Source organism: Pseudomonas syringae pv. cilantro (genome assembly GCF_001293775.1).
Taxonomy (GTDB): domain Bacteria; phylum Pseudomonadota; class Gammaproteobacteria; order Pseudomonadales; family Pseudomonadaceae; genus Aquipseudomonas; species Aquipseudomonas syringae_P.
In genome coordinates this window covers 210,725-224,382 of record NZ_LGLN01000065.1, presented here as the reverse complement: position 1 = coordinate 224,382, position 13,658 = coordinate 210,725, and the positions used below count along the sequence as shown (strand labels likewise).

At 62.0% G+C, this 13,658-nt stretch carries 13 protein-coding genes; 4 read left to right on the top strand and 9 right to left on the bottom strand.

Going from position 1 to position 13,658, the window contains the following annotated elements; translation table 11 throughout:
- Both ABJ99_RS16580 and ABJ99_RS16575 read right to left on the bottom strand, forming a co-directional pair.
- On the bottom strand, nucleotides 1-341 hold a 341-nt coding region (locus ABJ99_RS16580; RefSeq protein ID WP_154864444.1), incomplete at its 3' end, for an alkaline phosphatase family protein.
- A gap of 92 nt (nucleotides 342-433) precedes the next feature.
- On the bottom strand, nucleotides 434-1,228 hold the full coding sequence (locus tag ABJ99_RS16575; RefSeq protein ID WP_054086732.1) for a substrate-binding periplasmic protein: 795 nt from the start codon (nucleotides 1,226-1,228) through the stop codon (nucleotides 434-436).
- Between the two features lie 100 nt (nucleotides 1,229-1,328).
- On the opposite strand from ABJ99_RS16575, the gene dnaX reads away from it, so the two are divergent.
- Nucleotides 1,329-3,476 (top strand): DNA polymerase III subunit gamma/tau, encoded by a 2,148-nt coding sequence (dnaX, locus tag ABJ99_RS16570; RefSeq protein ID WP_054086731.1) that lies wholly within the window; start codon nucleotides 1,329-1,331, stop codon nucleotides 3,474-3,476.
- A 61-nt stretch (nucleotides 3,477-3,537) separates the two neighbouring features.
- Nucleotides 3,538-3,864 (top strand): YbaB/EbfC family nucleoid-associated protein, encoded by a 327-nt coding sequence (locus ABJ99_RS16565; protein ID WP_002552818.1) that lies wholly within the window; start codon nucleotides 3,538-3,540, stop codon nucleotides 3,862-3,864.
- A 747-nt stretch (nucleotides 3,865-4,611) separates the two neighbouring features.
- Here ABJ99_RS16565 and ABJ99_RS16560 read toward each other — a convergent pair.
- The 5 genes from ABJ99_RS16560 to ABJ99_RS16540 all read right to left on the bottom strand — a co-directional run bounded on the left by ABJ99_RS16560 (nucleotide 4,612) and on the right by ABJ99_RS16540 (nucleotide 9,846).
- On the bottom strand, nucleotides 4,612-6,081 hold the full coding sequence (locus tag ABJ99_RS16560) for an aldehyde dehydrogenase family protein (RefSeq protein WP_054086730.1): 1,470 nt from the start codon (nucleotides 6,079-6,081) through the stop codon (nucleotides 4,612-4,614).
- 155 nt (nucleotides 6,082-6,236) lie between these two features.
- Nucleotides 6,237-7,094, bottom strand: coding sequence for a GNAT family N-acetyltransferase (locus tag ABJ99_RS16555; RefSeq protein ID WP_080378183.1), 858 nt, complete (start codon nucleotides 7,092-7,094; stop codon nucleotides 6,237-6,239).
- Between the two features lie 29 nt (nucleotides 7,095-7,123).
- Nucleotides 7,124-8,308: an NAD(P)/FAD-dependent oxidoreductase gene (locus ABJ99_RS16550; RefSeq protein ID WP_054086728.1), complete on the bottom strand. Its 1,185-nt coding sequence runs from the start codon at nucleotides 8,306-8,308 to the stop codon at nucleotides 7,124-7,126.
- Between the two features lie 19 nt (nucleotides 8,309-8,327).
- Nucleotides 8,328-8,720 (bottom strand): RidA family protein, encoded by a 393-nt coding sequence (locus tag ABJ99_RS16545; protein WP_054086727.1) that lies wholly within the window; start codon nucleotides 8,718-8,720, stop codon nucleotides 8,328-8,330.
- Nucleotides 8,710-9,846, bottom strand: coding sequence for a DSD1 family PLP-dependent enzyme (locus tag ABJ99_RS16540; RefSeq protein WP_054086726.1), 1,137 nt, complete (start codon nucleotides 9,844-9,846; stop codon nucleotides 8,710-8,712). Before ABJ99_RS16540 ends, ABJ99_RS16545 begins: the two co-directional genes overlap by 11 nt.
- Before the next feature lie 96 nt (nucleotides 9,847-9,942).
- Between ABJ99_RS16540 and ABJ99_RS16535 the strand changes: the two genes are divergently transcribed.
- Both ABJ99_RS16535 and recR read left to right on the top strand, forming a co-directional pair.
- Nucleotides 9,943-10,827, top strand: a complete 885-nt coding sequence (locus tag ABJ99_RS16535) for a LysR family transcriptional regulator (RefSeq protein WP_054086725.1) — start codon at nucleotides 9,943-9,945, stop codon at nucleotides 10,825-10,827.
- A gap of 109 nt (nucleotides 10,828-10,936) precedes the next feature.
- On the top strand, nucleotides 10,937-11,539 hold the full coding sequence (recR, locus tag ABJ99_RS16530; protein ID WP_054080169.1) for a recombination mediator RecR: 603 nt from the start codon (nucleotides 10,937-10,939) through the stop codon (nucleotides 11,537-11,539).
- 6 nt (nucleotides 11,540-11,545) lie between these two features.
- On the opposite strand, the gene ABJ99_RS16525 is transcribed toward recR, so the two are convergent.
- Nucleotides 11,546-11,869, bottom strand: a complete 324-nt coding sequence (locus tag ABJ99_RS16525) for an EscU/YscU/HrcU family type III secretion system export apparatus switch protein (protein ID WP_054086724.1) — start codon at nucleotides 11,867-11,869, stop codon at nucleotides 11,546-11,548.
- The gene (fliK, locus tag ABJ99_RS16520; RefSeq protein ID WP_054086723.1) at nucleotides 11,869-13,503 is read right to left on the bottom strand and encodes a flagellar hook-length control protein FliK; all 1,635 of its coding nucleotides are present in this window, start codon (nucleotides 13,501-13,503) and stop codon (nucleotides 11,869-11,871) included. Before fliK ends, ABJ99_RS16525 begins: the two co-directional genes overlap by 1 nt.
- Nucleotides 13,504-13,658 lie beyond the last annotated feature (155 nt).

Genomic DNA, 13,658 nt, shown 5'->3' with positions numbered 1-13,658 from the left:
GGCGGCAGCTTGTCCAGCATCGAGCCATCGCGGTCGCGCTGCTGATAATCGGCAGGCTTAAGTGAGGACAGCGGTTTCTGCACGCCGGGAAAGTCTGCGAACAGGTTATTGAAACTGCGGTTCTCGGCGTAGATCACGACCACCGTTTTCACGTTTTCACGCAGGGCCCGGTCGAGTGCCGGTCCAGTGAGGTGATACCGGTCCGGTTCGGCGGGTGGCCGATCGTGAGCTGACACATAGCCACTGAGGGTGACGCCCGCGCCCAGCGCTGCCATCCCGCCGAGAAAGCGACGACGGCTGGGGTTTTCGTTGCTGTCTTCGTCGTCCGGTCTGTCGCTCATCGCCTGATACCCGCCTGAGTTTATGTGTTACCAAAGATTTCAGGCGAGCGTAACGGCGCAACATGACGGTATTACTACAGCCTGAATGTAGGTCAGGGCACTGGCAACGCAGTGTAATGATCGATGATTTGCTGAAGTTCGCCTGACAGTTGCATCTGCACCAATGTACGCAGGACGGCGCCTGTCGGCAGGTCTGCATTGTTGCGAATCATGCACGCGGCAGGCTGTTCCGAGACCAGTGAGATGGGCTTGAGTCGCTTGTCGACCGGCAGGCTCCTGTTGACCCAGTCGAGGATCAACTGGTTGGTCACGGCGTAGTTGTAGCGTCCGGCCATCAGCTTGCCCAGCGTCTGCGTCTGGGTGCGGGCGTCTTCACGCACCAATTGATGACTGTCGAACAGGTGCTGCAGGGCCGGATAATTGTAGCCCAGCACCGTGCCGACGGTTTCGTTGTCGAATTGCTCGGGATACGGCCCGGCAGCCGTCTGCGCAGAAGCCACCAGCCAGTCGCGCTGGTAAAGGATCGGCGAGCTCCACAGGTAATCGCCGGACAGATCCGGATACCATGCCTGAGCGCTGTAACAATGCATGTCCACTTCGCCGCGTTCCAGCGCTTGCTGAATGCGCAGGCGTGGCATGACATGGTATTCGGCTTCGCGGCCGACCTGACGCGCGATGCTTTGCATGATATCGAACAGAATGCCTGCACGCGGCTCATGGTTGACGATCTGCATCATCGGCATGGTCCAGCCTTCGTTCACCGCAAAGCGTAGCGGCGGCGGTGCGGCATTGCCCGCGCAGGCGCAGAGCAACAGCACCGGCGCCGCGATCCCACGTAGCCGCCGAGGCATTGCAAAAGCACGAATACAGCGCGTCAATACGTTCATTTGCACAGCGTAGACATAATAGAGACGGACACCAGATGCAATTTTGCCCCTGCTCGGCTAGCATTGGCGGTCTTCCGCTTACCAGTCGCGACGGTTTTCAATGAGTTATCAGGTTCTTGCACGTAAATGGCGTCCGCGCTCGTTCCGCGAAATGGTCGGCCAGGCTCATGTGCTCAAGGCCCTGATCAACGCGCTGGACAGCCAGCGCCTGCACCACGCCTACTTGTTCACCGGTACGCGGGGCGTCGGCAAAACCACGATCGCGCGGATCATCGCCAAGTGCCTGAACTGCGAAACCGGCATTACCTCGACGCCCTGCGGCACCTGCTCGGTGTGCAAGGAGATCGACGAAGGGCGTTTTGTCGACCTGATCGAGATCGACGCCGCCAGCCGCACCAAGGTCGAAGACACCCGTGAGTTGCTGGACAACGTGCAGTACGCGCCCAGTCGCGGCCGCTTCAAGGTCTACCTGATCGACGAAGTGCACATGCTCTCCAGCCACTCGTTCAACGCCTTGCTCAAGACGCTTGAAGAGCCGCCGCCCTACGTCAAGTTCATCCTCGCGACCACCGACCCGCAAAAACTGCCGGCGACCATCCTGTCGCGCTGCTTGCAGTTTTCGCTGAAAAACATGACGCCCGAGCGAGTGGTCGAGCACCTGACCCATGTGCTAGGCGTCGAGAACGTGCCGTTCGAAGATGACGCGCTGTGGCTGTTGGGCCGCGCTGCCGACGGTTCGATGCGCGATGCCATGAGCCTGACCGATCAGGCGATCGCCTTCGGCGAAGGCAAGGTCATGGCCGCCGATGTGCGTGCCATGCTCGGTACGCTGGATCATGGTCAGGTCTTCGATGTGCTGACCGCGCTGCTGGAAGGTGATGCGCGCGGTGTGCTGGAGGCTGTGCGCCATCTGGCCGAGCAGGGCCCTGACTGGAACGGCGTGCTCTCGGAAATACTCAACGTGCTGCATCGCGTGGCGATTGCCCAGGCATTGCCCGAAGGCGTCGACAACGGGCATGGCGACCGCGACCGGGTGCTGGCCCTGGCGCAGGCGCTGCCTGCCGAAGACGTGCAGTTTTATTACCAGATGGGCCTGATTGGTCGTCGTGATCTGCCGCTGGCGCCTGATCCGCGCGGCGGTTTCGAAATGGTCCTGTTGCGCATGCTGGCGTTCCGCCCGGCCGACAGCGAAGACGCGCCCAGGCAGCCACTAAAGCCGGTGGGAATCAGCCAGGCCACGGTTGATTCCCGAAAAGCAGTGTCTGATGCGACACCTGTTGCATCGGCGGCGCCGGTAGCGCCGGTGATGTCCGCTCCCGATCCTGCTTTTGAAGCGCTGCCGCCTGCGCAGGCGGCTGCTATAAAGCCTGAGCCCGTTGCAGCGCCAGAAGCAAAGCCCGAGCCGGTCGAAGACATCGATCTGCCGTGGAATGAGCCCAAAGCGTCGGTTGCCGAAAAAGCGCCCGACACGGCGCCCGAAGTCGAGCCCGAGGCAGAACCGGTCGCCGGGACGGTTCTGGAAATCGTTTCCGAGCAGCCCGACCTCACGCCGATGCCGACCCCTGCGCCCGCCAGCCCGGTGCCGGATGCGCCAGAGGCCGAGCCTTCGCCGGTCGAGGAACAGCACGTCACGCCTGCGATGCTCGAAGCGATTCCGGATTCAGCCTATCTGTCTGCGCCTATGGATCGCGATGACGAGCCGCCAGCGGACGACGATTACGTCGAGCCGGACATCGACATCGATCCGGCCTCCTATAGCTATCTGGACGAGCTGGCGCACGAAAGTGTCGTGGAGCTGGAAGCGGTCGAGCCCGAACCGGCGCCCGCTGCCATGCCGGCCACGGGGCTCGCTGCCGAGTGGCTGGAAGTGTTTCCAAAATTGCCGATCTCCGGCATGACCGGCAGTATTGCGGCAAACTGCACGCTGATGGCGGTCGATGGCGACAACTGGCTGCTGCACCTCGACCCGGCGCACAGTGCGCTGTTCAACTCGACCCAGCAGCGCCGTCTGAACGATGCGTTGAACCAGTACCATGGGCGCACGATCAATCTGAGTATCGAGCTGATCAAGCCCGAGCAGGAAACCCCGGCGCAGGCCGCATCACGCTTGCGTGCCGAACGCCAGCGCCAGGCTGAAGCCTCGATTCAGGCTGATCCGTACATCCAGCAGATGCTGCAACAATTTGGCGCGGTGATCCGCGAAGACACGATCAAGCCGGTGGACGCGCCCGAAGTGCAGTCTCAATAACCCAGGATTTGGCGCCCCTGGCGCCGTGCAAACGAACCATCCATTTTCGAGGAGATATCCCATGATGAAAGGTGGCATGGCTGGCCTGATGAAGCAGGCGCAGCAAATGCAGGAAAAAATGGCCAAGATGCAGGAAGAACTGGCCAACGCGGAAGTCACCGGTCAATCGGGCGCAGGCCTGGTGAGCGTCGTGATGACCGGTCGTCACGACGTCAAGCGCATCAATCTGGATGACAGCCTGATGCAGGAAGACAAGGAAGTGCTGGAAGACCTGATCGCCGCCGCCGTCAACGACGCCGTGCGCAAGATCGAACAGGCCAGCCAGGACAAGACCGCCTCCATGACCGCCGGCATGCAACTGCCACCGGGCATGAAACTGCCATTCTGACGGCAGCTGCGCGATGATCGATGCCAGGCCAGGTGCCTGGCATTTATCTGCGTGTGTTTCTCATATACACATCGAACTCGTGCCAATTCGCTGACACTCTGTGTCGGTACGCCGGTCTCAACTATCGTGCGACGCAGGAGCGTAGGGAACGATAAACGACTATCCGTGCTGCAGCACAATGTCATGCCTTCCTCGTAATCACTGCACATAAACGAAAGCGCTTTCTATCGCGAGGGCACTGACGGCGCAGAGTGCGACGTGAGTGACGGCTGAGNCGGGCCGGAAACGGAGCGGGGACTTTGCCTACTTTGGTCCCTCAAAGTAGGGCGCCGTAAGGGCGCAAAGGTGACCTGAGCCGCAACCAGACAGCACTGATATCGTAAAACCGCTGTTTGACGCAGAGCGTCACGAAATGCATAGTCCGTGCGAAAGATAATATGTTTAAGACGAAGCATTTTCGGCGACTCTACCGGCCCCTTCGCGAACAAGTTCGCTGCCACGGGGTTCGGCCAGAATCAAAAGCGGATTTGTGCATGACGCTGGGCGCTCTCCCACTGCCTCCGGCCTGTGGGAGCGGACCGGGCGACGCTTCGCTTGTCCGCGAAGGCGTGGTTTCAGGCACTGTGGCTTTTGTGGATGCACCGGCCCTTTCGCGAACAAGTTCGCTCCCACGCCCTCCGGGCAGAAGCATGAAAGTCTCGTTTTACGTACTCATCCAGGCTGTATGGCTATGAGCGCAGGCGTGCATCAGCCAACCGGACCAAACCCCACAATCGCCTTGATCTCCAGATACTCCTCGAACCCATGCACGCCATACTCGCGGCCATTGCCTGAGCGCTTGTAGCCGCCAAACGGCGCCATCGGGTTCCAGGCAGGATAGTTCAGGTGTACCTGGCCGGCGCGGATACGCGAGGCCACCGAGCGGGCCTGTTCCAGATCCTGGCCCTGAACGTGTGCGCCCAGCCCGTAAACCGTGTCGTTGGCAATTGCGACCGCTTCATCGACCGTGTCATAGGCAATGATGCACAGCACCGGACCAAAAATCTCCTCCCGGGCAATACGCATCGATGAATCCACCTCGGAAAACACCGTCGGCCGGGTATAAAAGCCCTGCTCGTGACCCGGCACACGCCCCGGCCCGCCACAGACCAGTTTTGCGCCTTCACTGATACCCGCGTCGATCATCGCCTGCACGCGATGAAACTGCGCCTCGTTGGCGATAGGGCCCAGTACGGTGTGTTCCGATTGCGGATCACCGACGATGATCGTCGCGGCCGTCTCGGCAGCCAGAGCCTCGACTTCTGCCAGACGGTTTCTCGGTACGATCATGCGCGTCGGCGCGCTGCATGACTGGCCGACGTTGCGGAAGGCAGCCATCACCCCCGGCGGTACCGCTTTGGCGAAGTCGGCGTCGGGGAGCAGAATGTTCGGTGATTTGCCGCCCAGTTCCTGCGTGACCCGCTTCACGGTCGGCGCAGCAGCCTGCGCGACCAATGCCCCCGCACGGTTGGAACCGGTGATCGAGATCATGTCGATATCAGGGTGCGCAGCCATCGCGCCACCCACTTCTGCGCCGCTGCCATTGACCAGATTGAACACCCCAGGCGGCAGCCCGGCGTCATGTACCAGTTGCGCGAACAGCAAGGCGCTCAGCGGCGACAGTTCGCTGGGCTTGAGCACCACCGTGCAACCGGCAGCAATGGCCGGGGCGACTTTGGCGGTGATTTGATACAGCGGCCAGTTCCACGGCGTGATCAGCGCGCACACACCAATCGGTTCGCGCTCGATGGCCGTGCTGCCTTCGACCGTCTGAAAGCGATAGGTCGCCAGCAGATCGCGAGCGACCCGCACGTGCTCAGCGGCGAGTGGCACCTGCATGGTGCGGGCAGAACTGATGGCTGCGCCCATTTCCAGCGAGATCGCCTGCGCCAGTTCTTCCTTGCGCTCGATGATCAGCTCATGAATCCGGCCGATGACCTGCGCTCGTGCCTCAGGCGAGGTGCCGGACCAGCCTGCAAAAGCCGCCCGCGCTGCTGCCACTGCGCGGTCGACATCGGCGGCTGAACCACTGGCGACATGCGCCACGACCCCCTCGGTTGCCGGGTTGACCACCGCGATACTGGCCGGATCGAGCGGCGCGTACCACTGACCGTCGATGTAGAATTTCTGCGCCGTGTTCAGATCAACGCGATGGCTGTTCAAGGACTGAGTGGTCATCCAGCGGGCTCCCTGGAGCAATAATGATTTGATAGCAATAAGCTAACAAAGCGGTCTGGACGAAAAGCGCCGATCTGGCGGGCTGCAAAGAATAATCTGCTGTATGCCGCCCGCTGACGTTGCGGACCTGTTTCGGCACGCCATCCGCCCTTGGTTCAGCCGATGGCCTGAGTCACCAGCGCAAACTGCTGCACGTCCGGGCTCTTCGGTGGAGGCGTGCCGAGCACCATGCGCGGCGCTCTGTCGACACACGCCAGGCCCAGGCTTTCCAGCCACGGCGCGAGCCCGCAGTCGGCCATGATGTCGAAACGCACGAACTGCCCGGGTATGAGTCGCAACAGGTGGCTAATCAACTGCCTGGCTTGCCCGAGATCGCGCGCGACCAACGGGCCGATGATATGGCCGCGACCGAAGCGTCGCAGCAGAGCGACGCCTTGCAAGTGGCCGTCATGCTCGATGCCGACCGCCTGCTCGGCGTCACGCAGCAGATCGGTCAGCACGACCGTGCGGTCCAGGCCGCTGCCTGCATTGGCCAGCCGGATCAGTTGCGGATGGTCGGCAGAACCCAGCGTGCGAATCTGCAAACCGTCACTCGGCCATTCAGTCTCAGGCAGCAGGGCAATGCCCTGATGTTGCTGAATCCGCGCAAAATCGACGAAGCCAAGGCTCCGGTAAAGCGGTGCGCCCAGCTCTGTGGCATTGAGGATCGGCGTGCGCGGCGCGGTGGCTTCCAGGCACAGATTCATCAGGCGACGACCAATGCCCTTGCCCTGATGCTCGTCGCTGACAATCACCAGACCAATCGACGACCAGTCGCCCTGATGACAGGTAAAGGCGACGCCCACCAGTTGTCCGTCACACTCGGCGACAAAGCCCTCGGAGGTGCGCTGCACCATCGCCCAGTCCTCTTCGCGATGTGGCCATTTCAGGTGAACCGAGAGGGCGTGGGCGGCAGGAATGTCTGCAGCTTCTGCAGGACGATATTGATAGCGGGTATCCGAAGTCGTGGGCATGGCGCCTCCTTGAGAATGAAGGGTGGGGCTCATATCAGCTTGCCTGCACTCATCAGGCTGGAGACAAACGGCATCTCGATGGCGGCAGGGTCGGTAAAGCGGCGAATATCGAACGGGCTGATCAGGGTGCGGGTGCTGCCGGTGCTGATCAGTTCGGCCATCACGTCACCTACGCCCGGGCCCAGCTGGAAACCGTGACCACAGAAACCGAAGGCGTAGAAAAGACCGTCGACCTTGCCGCTGCGGCCCATGATCGGCAGGGAATCCGGCGTGTAGCTTTCAATGCCGCTCCAGACCCGAATGATGTTGAGCTTCTCGGCACCCGGCAGCAGACGGCTCATCTGCTTCATTTGATTGATCAGGCTTTCCGGTTTGAAATAAGCACGCCGGTTGATCATGTCCGGCTTGTTGCGGTTGCCGCCGCCAATGATGATGTTGCCGCGCGGAATCTGCCGGAAGTAGATCACTTCCTCTTTGATCTTGGTGAATACCCCGATCACGGTGGGCAGGGCGTAAGGCACCGGTTCGGTCACCGACATCTGTGGCCCGTTGGGCTCCAGCGGAACCGGCTCGCCGAACTGCTCGGCCAGTTTCGCTGCCCAGGCTCCGGCCGTGATCAGCAGTTGCTCGGCGACGAACAGTTGGCCGTCGGTGGTGGTGACGTGAAACTCGCCACCGACCTTCTGTACTTCGGCGACTTCAGTGCGCTCTTCGATTCTTGCCCCGGCGCGAATCGCCGCGCGGGCGAAGGCGGGCGCTGCCAGCCGCGGGTTGGCGTGTCCGTCGTGTGGCGCATAAGAACCGCCTTTGACCTCCGGGCCGAGAAACGGAAAGCGCTCATGCAAGGCCTTGCCCCGAATCACCTGTAAATCCAGTTCGCGGGCTTCTGGCGCAGCGGCATAGGCTTCCAGTTCGGCGATCTCGTCTTCGCGATAACACACGCGCATGTGGCCGCTGGGAATGAACTCCAGGTCTTCGCCGATCAGTTCCGGCAGGCGCTTCCACAACGCCCAGGAGCGATTGGACAGTTCCAGCTGACCGAGAAACCGGCCCTGACGGCGCACATTGCCGAAGTTGACGCCGCTGGCGTACTGGCCGATCTGGTCGCGTTCCAGCAGGGTCACCGAGCGGCCGTGCTGGCGCAGGAAAAACGCCGATGACGAGCCCATGAAACCGCCGCCGATGATCAGAACGTCGCTTTTTTGTGGGGTCATGAAGTGCTCCCGATAATAATCATCGTGCGCAGCGCGCCAGGGCTTCGATTTCGATCAGATAGCCGTGGTGCAATTCCGGAACCGGTACTACGGCCCGGGCCGGGCGATGCGCGCCCAGATAACCCGCGTAGATGCGGTCGAAAGCGGGCCAATGCCGGATACCTGCCACGTAGACCGTCACTCTGAGCAGGTCATCTGTGTTGCAGCCTGCTGCGCCCAGTATCGCGACCAGATTTTCCAGCGCAATGGCCGCCTGCACCTCGAACGGCTCGTCGACGCTGTGGCTGCCATCGGCGCGTACCGGTAATTGCCCGGAAACATGCAAAATGCCCTGATGCAGCACCGCCTGGGAATAATGCCCGCCCGGCGCGGCGGCCGAGGACGTGTTGATCAGCTCGATATCACCAGCCATGCAAACGACTCCAGGTGTGGACAGTGCCTTCGCCATCGCAGGCTTGGTAGTCCGGGAATTGCGCGCCCGTCGCGCACGCGTGGTTGGGCAGAATGCGCAGACGGCTGCCGATGGGGAAGCGGCCAGTGATGTCCGCACTGTCGCCCGCAGCCAGGGTAATGATGCCGTGTTCCTGATTGGCGCCGGTCACCCGTGCGCCGTCGATCCACTCGCCGGTCTCGGTGCAGACCTGGCCGTAACCGAAATCCTGACGCTGGCGCTGGGTGCCGCGATCCCGGCTCATGGCCATCCAGCCGGCGTCGACGATGATCCAGCCCTTGTCCTGCTGATGACCGATGACCGTGGTCAGCACGCTCAAGGCCAGCTCGTCTGCACGGCACACGCCGATGTTGTGCATCACCAGATCGAAGAACACGTACACGCCGGCGCGCACTTCGGTGACGCCTTCCAGCCCCTGCGCAGACAACGCGGTAGGCGTCGAACCGATGCTGACTTCAGGGCAGGGCAGCCCGGCGTCGCGAATGCGTTCGGCGGCGCTCACGCAGAGCAGGCGTTCCTGTTCGGCCAGGGCTTGCAGCGCTTCCGGGGTATCGAGGTCGTAGCTGGAGCCGGCGTGGGTCATCACGCCGCGCAGTTGCATGCCGCCTTCGAACAGCGTTCTCGCCACCTCAATGAGCGCGTTGTCTTCGACCGTCAGCCCGGAGCGGTGGCCATCGCAATCAATTTCGATCCACACCTCGAAGCGCTCGTTGTGCTCTTGGCCGAAGGCGACGATGGCCTGCGCTGCGACCACGCTATCGGTCAGGATGCTCAGGCGGCAGCCGTTACGTCGCAGCCTTAACGCCTGATCCAGTTTGCCAGGCGCGATAGCGACCGCGTAGAACACGTCATTGATGCCCTCGGCGAAGCAATGCTCGGCCTCCTTCAGGGTCGAGACCGTCACACCACAGGCACCCGCAGCAATCTGCGCCTGAATGACTGGCAGCGACTTGCTGGTCTTGACGTGCGGCCGCAAACGCACGCCCAGTTCATTCATGCGTTGCTGCATGCGCTGGATATTGCGCTGCATGCGCGGCACATCCAGCAGCGCCACGGGTGTATCGAGAGAGGACAGAGAAGATGACATGGGCAAGGCTCGCATGACGGGGTACGAGAGGCACTCTACTCACTGATGATGAAGCTATGGTTCAATGGTTTTTCATCAATCCTTAAGCTGAACTGAATGATTGCCATCGAAGACCTGCGCCTGGCCGTAACCCTGTCGCGTTGCGAATCCCTCAGCGCGGCTGCCCGCGTCCTGAATGTCTCGCCGCCTGCACTGTCGATGCGTTTGCGCAAGCTGGAGACGCAACTGGGCATCACCCTGGCCAATCGCGATGCCAGACGCCTGAGCCTGACCGCCGATGGCGAGCGGTTCGCCCGGGAAAGTGCGCATTTGCTGGAACAACTGGAAGCGCTTCCGGAATCCTTCAAGCAGCGCGATGAACGACTGGTCGGCACCCTGCGGCTGGCTGCGCCGTTCGGTTACGGGCGGCAACGCATTGCGCCGTTGCTGGCGCGCTTTGCCAAACTGCATCCGCAGTTGCGCCTGCACCTGGATCTGCGCGAAACGCCTTGGCCGGATCGTCATGACAGCGACGCAGTGATTCACATCGGCAGCCTCAACGACAGTCTGTGGATCGCCCGGCCTCTGGCGCAGAACCACCGCTGGCTGTGCGCCAGCCCTGCATACCTTGAGCAACACGGCGTGCCTTCGACGCCGGACGAACTGTCCGCTCATCGCTGCATCTGCATTCGCGAAAACGACGAGGACGTCACCCTTTGGCATTTGAGCAAGGGCCCGACGAAAAAGACCCTGCGCGTCGAACCTGCGCTGCTCAGCAATGACGGCTCAGTGGCCCGGCGCTGGGCCGAGCAGGGGCAGGGCATCGTGCTGCGCTCGCAATGGGATGTCAGTGATGCCATTGCCAGCGGCAGCCTAGAGCGCGTCCTTGCCGATTGGCAACTGGCCAGTGCGCCGATCAACCTGCTGGTGCCCGTGCGCAAGCATCGCAGTGCCAGGGTGCAGGCGTTGACGGAGTTTCTGGAAAAGGCGTTGAAGGTGTAATTGCGCAAAGACCTTCGCGCTGTTGGTCGCAGTATCGAACACCTCAATTGACGCTCACGGCAGCGCACGGGTATAAACCGCGTCTTGTGTTTTTGTCGGATTTTTCTCCATGAGCTTCAGCCCCCTGATTCGCCAGTTGATCGATGCCTTCCGCGTGCTGCCGGGTGTCGGTCAGAAAACCGCTCAACGGATGGCGTTGCAGCTGCTGGAGCGCGACCGCAGCGGCGGTTCGCGGTTGGCGCTGGCGTTGGGGCAGGCGATGGATGGTGTCGGCCACTGCCGTTCATGCCGCACCCTGACTGAAGAGGAATTTTGCCCGCAATGCGCCGATCCGCGTCGCGACGACACGCTGCTGTGCGTGGTCGAAGGCCCGACCGATGTGTATGCGGTGGAGCAGACCGGTTATCGCGGCCGCTATTTCGTGCTCAAGGGCCACCTTTCGCCCCTCGATGGTCTAGGGCCGGACGCCATCGGCATCCCGCAACTGATGGAGCGTATCGCCCAACAGGGTACGTTCACGGAAGTGATTCTGGCGACCAACCCGACCGTGGAAGGCGAGGCCACTGCGCACTACATTGCGCAGTTGCTGAACGACAAAGGGCTGGTCGCTTCGCGGATTGCCCACGGCGTACCGCTGGGGGGCGAGCTGGATCTGGTGGACGGCGGCACCCTCGCGCACTCGTTTGCAGGGCGCAAACCGATTGCGCTGTGAGCCCGGTCACCTGCGTGGCGTAATATCCCGCTCCACGGGCGGCGCGTCGGGGTCTTGCCCCACCGGAAATTTGCCTTTCAAATGCCAGGCAAAGGCGATGATTTCGGCAATCGTGCGGTACAGCGGTTCGGGAATGCTGTCGCCCAGCTCCATGCGGGCCAGCAGTTTGACCAGCTCGGCATTCTCGTAGATCGGCACTTCATATTCGCGGGCAATCGCCAGAATGGCTTCGGCCAACTGGTCGTCGCCCTTGGCACTGAGGGTCGGCGCGCTCTGCCCGTCATAACTGAGGGCGATGGCCTGGCGCGGGCTGTGGTCGGGTGGGGTCATCAGGCGTTCTCGTCGATCCAGCGTTGTTCGAGGGCGGTGCGTGGTCCCTGGGGCGGCGTGCCATGGTTGCAGGCCAGATCACCTACCGTCAGACCGCAGGCGGTCAGCCGCTCGCGCAGATACCCCAACTCATGATCGATCAGTGCTGCGCTTTGCGGACGTTCTGCCCACAGTTGGCTGGACAGCGTGCCACGCAACAATTGCGCATTGACCTGCATCGGCCCGAGCGGTTCGAGATCGAACGCCAGATCGACTTTCCAGAGCCTTTCGCGGTTTTCGGTGATCTCGCCAGCCTCCCGCTCTTCGCCGGTTTCCGCGTCCGGCTTGTCTTCGCGCTGCACTTTGACCTGCAACGGCACGATGTCATGGGCATTGCGCATCGGCACTTCCAGTTGCCAGGTGGTCACTTGGGTGCCGTCAGCGTTGGTTCGCGTCTGTTCAAGGCCGCCCAACTGGTGGCTTTGCAGGCGTGAAACAGCAGCGGCAGCCAGCTTCAGCAGCAGTTCCAGATCGTCTTCCTGCTCACCGCCGCCGACCGTGCGCGAGGGCAGCGGAAAACTGCTTGGCTGAGTACGCGCGGCGACCATGCCCAACGTGCCCAGCGCATAGCGAACCGCGTTGGGCATGGCGCGCGCCAGGGTGTTGGAGGCCGCAGCCGCGCCATAAGACTGGTTGCCCGGCAACCCCGGCAGAATCTGGCCGATCAGGCGCATCAGGTTGGCTTTCATGTCCGGAGCCTGCATCGGGTTCAGCCCGGCCAGCAGCTTGGCTTCGAGAAATACACCGCTGGCAGCAATCGCCTGAGCGACGCCTTTGGGCGTGGTCATCTGCTGAAGATCGGGCAAGTCGTCCAGCAACTGGCTGATGCTCGCTTGTAACTGTGCGCTGATCGGGGAACTGGCCGGGTTGCCACTGACCGGCTGACTGCCCGGCAGATTTTGCAGGGCGTTGATCAGGGTTTCCAGCGAGCCCTGGCGATTTTGCTGGGTGGTCAGTTGCTGGGCCAGCGCCAGTTGATCGAGACGGCTGGGCAGGGCGACGAAGTTCAAGGCCTGACTGCCTTGCACCTGGGCGCTGAGCAGGCTGCCGACCGTCAACGGCTGCGGGCTTTCGATGGTCAGGCTGGAACCCGCCAGTGCGGTGTTGAGCAGCATGACGATGGAACGATAAACCGGCGTCGTGGCGGCCGGGTTGGGTATGCTCGTCGGACTGGGCGCCGGGCTGAGTTCCTGACTGGTCAACACCTTGCCTTGCAATAGCGTGCCGGCGGGCAATTGCCGAGTGTCGATGCTGGTCATCGAGTTCTTCAGGGCGTTGTTGATCTGTTGCAGGCTCAAGGTCAGTTCGTTGGACGACGCCTGGGCCACTTGCAGCAGGCTGCCGGGCGTGAACGGCACGCTGCTGCTGACCGGCAGGTTGGTCTGGGTGCCGTTGGCAAGCACCAGGCGCAGCAGCAACTGGAAATTCTGGTTGACCTGCTTGAGGGTCAGCACTTCGGCGTCGACCGTTTCGCCTTCGGGGATCAGGTTTTCCGCCGAGCGCAGCAGGGTCAGGACCTGCGCGGGGGAGACGCCGGCGCGCAGCAGTGTCGTGATGGGGGTTGTCGCCGGAACGCTGGTGATGTCGCCTGTCATTGAAATATCGACCTGAGGAAATTGCCCCTTTGATAACAGGACTCGCATGTATAATACCGGCCGAAAGCGGGCCGGCCGCTATTAACTTCTCTTCATGTAACGGCTGCATCAACCCCGACTTGAACCGTCTTTTACTCCGTATGTGCCTGTTTTGA